The following is a 6,122-nucleotide window of genomic DNA, read 5'->3' as shown; positions in this document are numbered from 1 at the left end:
CCCTCAGTGCTGTAGATGGGTGTTCTAGTCGGCCCGGGGCTCTGTTAACGCGCGCGCCGACTCCGGGGGACCCCCCTCCCGCGGCCCATCGGTGGCCGACCCGCGAGCTCGCTCCGGCCCCCCGGCCGCCGCCGAAGGCCCGGGCGGACCGGTGCAGCTCGCCGGTTCGGCACCGATAGGGCCCGGGATGCGGCTCGCCGAGCGCAAGAACCAGGCCGCGGTCACCGCCGCCGCCGGGGACGGGCTCGGCTGGGCCGGCCGCGGCGGCGCGGCCGGGGGTCCGCCGGCGGCGGTGCCCGGCCAGGGCAACGCCCAGGGCGCGCCCCAGGGCGCCCCGCAGGCGCCCGCGGTCCCGCCGGGTGAATGGCGGCCGTGGCGGTTCCGCATGTCGAACGACGTGTGGGGCACGCCGGTCGTGTCCTCGGGACGGCTCTACGTGACCTCCTTCGAGGTGCACGCGCTGGACGTGGCCACCGGACGGCGGCAGTTCAAGACCCGTGACGTGGCGTGGACGATGGCGGTCTCGGGCGGCCGGATCCACGGCTCCGACGGGCCGAGCCTGTACGCGCTGGACGCCGCGGACGGCTCCGAGCACTGGCGCACCGGTGTGGACGGCTGGATCTACTCGCTCCGTGCGGACGCCGGGACCGTGGTCACCGGCACCCGCGGCGGCGGCGTGCAGGTCTGGGACGCCGCGGCCGGACGGCTGCGCTGGGAACGCGGCGGGGCGCAGACGGAGTTCGAGACGCCCGAGTCGGGTCCGAGCGTGGTGGACGGGGTCGTGTACTTCCACGGCGGCGGCCGGCTGCACGCCCTGGACGCGACGAGCGGCGCGGAGCACTGGTCGTACCCGACCGGGGAGGGCGGCGCCATGCCGACCCGTCCGGTCGTCGCCGACGGCGCGGTCTACGTGACCGTGGGGAACCGCGTGCTGGCGCTGGACGCCCGCAGCGGCGCCGAGCGGTGGCGCTTCGACGCCCCCGCGGTGATGTTCGCGCCGCCCGCCTACGTGCCGGGACCGGGTGTCACGGGCGGCGGCGTCTACGTCGCCGACTACCTGGGCACCGTGTACGCCCTGGACCCGGCGGACGGGCGCGACCGCTGGCGGGTCGCGACGGAGCAGCGGCAGAGCGTGGAGCCGGTGCTCGTCGCGGGCGGCTCGGTGATGCTGGGCGCGGGCGGCGCGCTGTACACGCTCGACGCGGTCTCCGGCACCCCGAAGTGGCGCTTCGCCGCGCAGGGCGAGATCGTCGGCTCCCCGGTGGTGGCCGACGGGCGGGTGCACTTCGGCTCGAAGGACCACTGCCTCTACACGGTCGACGCGAGCGGCGGCCAGTTGCGCTGGAAGCTGGAGACCGGCGGGGAGATCACCGGTTCGCCGGTCGTCTCGGAAGGCGTGGTCTACGCGAGCAGCAAGGACCGCTGCGTGTACGCCCTCAACGCCGTGAAGGGCACCGAGGCGGCCACCCGGCGCGTGTGACGTACCCGGCTGACGGCCGTCGTGCCACACACGGAAGGGGCTGACGACGGCCGCCGCCGGCCAACTTACGCGGCGGGGGGCCGCGGCGCCACGCGAGGGGCGTCGGGGTGACCCTCGTTCACCGCGTTCCGGCGACGGCGCCGACGTGGGCTCCACCGCGCGCCACGACCCGCCCCCGTGCCCTCCGACGTGACGGTGCGCCGCCGACGGGGTCCGGGAGCAAGGGCGGCCACGGGAACGCGATGACCGCCGGCCGCACCGCGCGGCCACCCGGCGTCCGCCGAACCGGCCCGCGGCCCGGGACACCGTCACCGCACCCGGTGCTCCCGGGTGCGGTGCGCGAACAGCCGGGCCTGGTGGCCTGGCGGGAGGTTGCCGAGGGCGATGAGGTGCGGCGCGTGCGCGAAGGCCTGGGCTCGCGCGGCCTCGTGGGCCGACCAGACGGCGCGGACGGTGCCCTGCACGGCCTCGGTGGGGTGGGCCGCCACGACCGCCGCCGCGCGCAGGGCCGCGTCGAGCAGCAGCGGGCCGGGCACGACCTCCGAGACCAGCCCGGTCTCGTGGGCCCGCCGGGCGCCGATCCGCTCCGCGGTGCCCATCAGGGCCATGCGCATCACCTCGCCGTAGGGCATGCGCTGCGCCATGGCGATGGCCTCGTACGCGCTGACCATGCCGTAGCTGGTATGCGGGTCGAAGAAGGTGGCGTGCTCGGCGGCGATGACGAACTCGCACTCGCCGAGCAGGTAGAAGGCGCCGCCGCAGGCCATGCCGTTGACGGCGGCGATGACGGGCTTCCACAGGTCGTTGGCCTTGGGCCCGACCGTCAGCAGCGGGTCGTCGAGGGCGTAGGGGGAGGGCGGCTGCGGGACCTGCACCGCGCGGTCCAGGCCGGTGCAGAAGGCGCGGTCGCCTGCTCCGGTGAGGACGACGGCGCGGACCTCGTCGCCGGCGCGGAACTCCCGCCAGAGCGCGCTCAGTCCGGCGGCCGTGGCGAGGTCGAGCGCGTTGTGCCGTTCCGGCCGGTCGAGGGTGACGACGGCGACGCCGTCCTTCGTCTCACAGCGCAAGCCAGCGCGGGATGCCGTCATGGAAGACCGCCTTCACGGGGGCACCGATGCGGATGCGGGCGGGGTCGAAGGAGTCCAGCCGGGCGTCCGGTGCCGTGACCAGGTTGCCCACCAGCCGGATCCGGGGGTCCTCGGCGAGTTCGATGAGGACCACGTTGTACGGGGCCTGTTCGGCGTAGCCGGACAGCAGCGGGGGATGGGGGACGACGTACGACCAGACGTGTCCGCGGCCGCTCACCGGCCGCCACTCGCAGGCGAAGGAGTGGCAGTACGGGCAGCACGGGCGGGGCGGGAAGCGCAGCCGTCCGCAGTCCGCGCAGGCCTGGACGCGCAGTTCGCCGGCGCGGGCGTACTCCCAGAAGGGGGCGCCGTCGTCGTCGGTGACGGGGCTCAGCATGTCAGCTCCTCAGGATCAGGGCGGAGGTCGGGACGCCCTCGCCCGCCGTGACCAGGCAGGTCCGCGCGCCGGGCACCTGGGCGGTGGAGGTGCCGCGCAACTGCCGCACGCCCTCGGTGATGAGGTTGAAGCCGTGGACGTACGCCTCGCTCAGCCCGCCCCCGGAGGTGTTCAGCGGCAGCCGGCCGCCGATCTCCAGGGTGCCGCCCTCGGTGAAGGCGCCCCCCTCCCCGCGGGCGCAGAAGCCGTAGCCCTCCAGGGAGAGCGGGACCAGGGCGGTGAAGGCGTCGTAGATCTGGGCGACGTCGATGTCCTGCGGGGTGAGGTCGGCGTGCTTCCACAGGTGGCGGGCGGCGGTCCAGGCGGGGCCCGTCAGGGGGTCGTCGGTCCAGTAGTTGACCATGCCGTGGTGCTGGGCCGGCAGGCCCTGGGCGACGGAGTGGACGTAGACGGGGCGCTGCCGGGCGTCGCGGGCGCGGTCGGCGGAGACCACGACGCAGGCCAGGGCGCCGTCGGTCTCCAGGCAGTTGTCGTAGAGGCAGAGCGGCTCGCTGATCCAGCGCGAGGTCATGTACATCTCGCGGGTCAGCGGGCGTTCGTACATGATCGCGGCCGGGTTCTGGTTGGCGCGGTTACGGCAGGCCAGGGCGACGTTGAAGAGGTGGTCGCGGGTCGCGCCGTACTCGTGCAGGTAGCGGCGGGTCAGCATGCCGATCTCGTCGGCGGGCCGCAGCAGGCCGAAGGGCCGGGTCCACTGGGCGGGGGTGGGTAGTTGGACGGTGGTGTTCGTCCACGGGCGCGGGCCGCTGCCGCGCTTGCGGGACCGCCAGGCGACGCCCACGGTGGCCTGGCCGGTGGAGACGGCGGCGGCGAGGTGGGCGACGGTGGCGCAGGAACCGCCGCCGCCGAAGCCTGCCTTGGAGAAGAAGGTGAGGTCGCCGAGGCCGACGGCCTTCGCCAGCTCGACCTCGTCGGTCTCCTCCATGGTGTACGACGCGAGGCCGTCGACCTCGCGCGGCTCGATCCCGGCGTCGTCGAGCGCCGCAAGGATGGCGCGGCAGGCGAGGGACTTCTCCGACTCGGGGAGGTGCTTGGCGAAGGGGGTCGCGCCTATGCCGACGATCGCGGTGGCGTCCTTCAATGCTGACATCCCGTCAGGCTATCGCTAATCTGACGGATAGTCAGCTCATGGGGAGGTGCTCGGCGCATGCGCGGTGACCTGGAGTGGGGCAGCGTCCCGCGGCTCGTACGGGAGGCCGCGCGACGCTGGGGGGAGCGCGAGGCGGTCGTGGACGGCCGGACCCGCGTCACGTACGCGGAACTCGGTGCCCGGGTCGAGCGCGCCGCCGCGGCGGCCGTCGCCTCCGGGATCGCCCCGGGGGACCGGGTCGCCGTCTGGGCCCCCAACACGCTCGACTGGATCACCGCCGCCCTGGGGTCGGTCACCGCCGGAGGGGTGCTCGTCCCGCTCAACACCCGCTTCAAGGGCGCGGAGGCGGCCTACGTGCTGCGCCGCACCCGCGCCCGGCTGCTCTTCGTCACGGGCACCTTCCTCGGCACCTCCTACGTCGCCTCGCTGCGGCGCGCGACGCAGGAGCACCCGCTGCCGGACCTGGAACAGGTCGTCGTCCTCTCCGACGCGGCGCCGGAAGGCCACGGCTACCGGCGCTGGAAGGACTTCCTGGCCGCGGGCGCCCCCGTCACCGGTGCGGCGGTACGGGCCCGTTCCGACGCGATCGACGGCTCCGCGCCCTCGGACATCACCTTCACCTCCGGGACGACCGGCCACCCCAAGGGCGCGGTGGTCACCCACGCCCAGACCCTGCGCGTCTACGACGTCTGGGCGGACCTGGCCGGGCTGGAGGAGGGCGACCGCTACCTGATCGTCAACCCGTTCTTCCACACCTTCGGCTACAAGGCCGGGATCATCGCGTGCCTGATGCGCGGCGCGACGATGGTCCCGCAGCCGGTGTTCGACGTGGGCACCGTCCTGGCCAACATCGCCGCCGAACGCGTCACCGTGCTGCCGGGGCCGCCCACCCTCCACCAGTCGGTCCTCGACCACCCCGAACGGGCCCAGCACGACCTGAGCTCGCTGCGGCTGGTCGTGACGGGCGCGTCCGTGATCCCGCTGCAACTGGTGGAACGGCTGCGCAGCGAGCTGAAGATCGCCACGGTGCTGACCGCCTACGGGCTGACGGAGGCGAGCGGCACTGTGACGATGTGCCAGCGCGGCGACCCCGCGGAGGTGGTGGCCGCGACCTCCGGACGGGCCATCCCCGACACGGAGGTGCGGGTGCTCTCCGAGGGGCCGGGCCGCCCCGGCGAGGTCCTGGTGCGCGGCTACCACGTCATGTCCGGCTACTGGGAGGACCCCGGGGCCACGGCCGAGGCCGTCGACGCGGACGGCTGGCTGCATACGGGGGACGTGGGCGTGATGGACGCCGACGGCAACCTGCGCATCACCGACCGCATCAAGGACATGTTCATCGTCGGCGGGTTCAACGCGTACCCCGCGGAGATCGAGCAGGCGCTCGCCCGCCACCCCGACGTGGTGGAGGCGGCGGTGGTGGGCGTCCCCGACCCGCGGCTCGGCGAGGTCGGCCGCGCGTACGTCGTGCGCCGGGACGGGGCCGTGGTCACCGCGGACGACCTGATCGCCTGGTCCCGGCGGGAGATGGCCAACTACAAGGTGCCGCGCGAGGTCGAGTTCCTGGCGGAACTGCCGCGCAATGCGAGCGGGAAGGTGCTCAAGACGCGGTTGCGGGGACGGGGACGATGAGGAGCGTGCCCGGCTGTCAGGGGGCGTGGAAGTTGTCGGGCGAGACGATCGTCTGGTGCCAGTCGTCCACGCCGCCCGCGGCGGCGGCCGGGAGCGCGGCGGCGAGGAGCCCGGCCGCGACGGCGGCGAGGACGACGGCGGCCTTGCGTACGAACTTCATGACGACCTCCGGAGGAGAAGCCGGGTGCCGGGTCGACTGCGCCGGGAACCTACCGTGTCGGACCCGCGGGTCCGCACGTGTCGTGCGCCGGTGGACTTCGATGCGATCCGGGGCATGACAAAGACCGACTGCGGCGCCCCCTCCGCGCCGCAGTCGGTCCGTGGATCCTTCGTGCCGTTCCCCCCTCGGAGGCGCTCCCCCCTTGGCGCGCCCCCAGGCCGTGCTGTCCCCCGTGC

5 protein-coding genes and 1 pseudogene are annotated in these 6,122 nt (G+C 74.4%); 2 read left to right on the top strand and 4 right to left on the bottom strand.

The genetic code is table 11. From position 1 onward, the window contains the following. Positions 1-55: 55 nt before the first annotated feature. Positions 56-1,480 (top strand): annotated as a pseudogene (locus PV341_RS43195) (outer membrane protein assembly factor BamB family protein); the annotation flags it as partial. 308 nt (positions 1,481-1,788) lie between these two features. Here PV341_RS43195 and PV341_RS43190 read toward each other — a convergent pair. From PV341_RS43190 to PV341_RS43180, 3 genes are read right to left on the bottom strand one after another with little or no spacing between them, the layout of a single operon-like run. Beyond that, entirely contained in the window at positions 1,789-2,568 is a 780-nt protein-coding gene (locus tag PV341_RS43190; protein ID WP_500331506.1) for an enoyl-CoA hydratase/isomerase family protein, read from the bottom strand. After that, entirely contained in the window at positions 2,537-2,944 is a 408-nt protein-coding gene (locus PV341_RS43185; RefSeq protein WP_500360759.1) for a Zn-ribbon domain-containing OB-fold protein, read from the bottom strand. Before PV341_RS43185 ends, PV341_RS43190 begins: the two co-directional genes overlap by 32 nt. A gap of 1 nt (position 2,945) precedes the next feature. Next, on the bottom strand, positions 2,946-4,094 hold the full coding sequence (locus PV341_RS43180) for a lipid-transfer protein (RefSeq protein ID WP_500360758.1): 1,149 nt from the start codon (positions 4,092-4,094) through the stop codon (positions 2,946-2,948). A gap of 57 nt (positions 4,095-4,151) precedes the next feature. Here PV341_RS43180 and PV341_RS43175 point away from each other — a divergent pair, with 57 nt between their 5' ends. Further along, a complete protein-coding gene (locus tag PV341_RS43175) occupies positions 4,152-5,726 on the top strand; it encodes a FadD3 family acyl-CoA ligase (protein ID WP_500360757.1) in 1,575 nt (524 codons plus the stop codon). A gap of 16 nt (positions 5,727-5,742) precedes the next feature. Here the strand turns inward: PV341_RS43175 and PV341_RS43170 are convergent, their stop codons facing one another. Beyond that, a complete protein-coding gene (locus PV341_RS43170; protein ID WP_500331514.1) occupies positions 5,743-5,886 on the bottom strand; it encodes a hypothetical protein in 144 nt (47 codons plus the stop codon). Positions 5,887-6,122: the final 236 nt, after the last annotated feature.

The sequence above is a fragment of the Streptomyces sp. PA03-1a genome (assembly GCF_033792805.1).
GTDB lineage: Bacteria > Actinomycetota > Actinomycetes > Streptomycetales > Streptomycetaceae > Actinacidiphila.
Note: the sequence above shows the minus strand (reverse complement) of the source record. Positions and strands in the feature narration are given on the sequence as shown.

Bases quoted from the DNA above. Each gene is read 5' to 3' on its own strand.
- PV341_RS43190 (WP_500331506.1), bottom strand. From the start codon at position 2,568: ATGACGGCATCCCGCGCTGGCTTGCGCTGTGAGACGAAGGACGGCGTC.
- PV341_RS43185 (WP_500360759.1), bottom strand. From the start codon at position 2,944: ATGCTGAGCCCCGTCACCGACGACGACGGCGCCCCCTTCTGGGAGTAC.
- PV341_RS43180 (WP_500360758.1), bottom strand. From the start codon at position 4,094: ATGTCAGCATTGAAGGACGCCACCGCGATCGTCGGCATAGGCGCGACC.
- PV341_RS43175 (WP_500360757.1), top strand. From the start codon at position 4,152: ATGCGCGGTGACCTGGAGTGGGGCAGCGTCCCGCGGCTCGTACGGGAG.
- PV341_RS43170 (WP_500331514.1), bottom strand. From the start codon at position 5,886: ATGAAGTTCGTACGCAAGGCCGCCGTCGTCCTCGCCGCCGTCGCGGCC.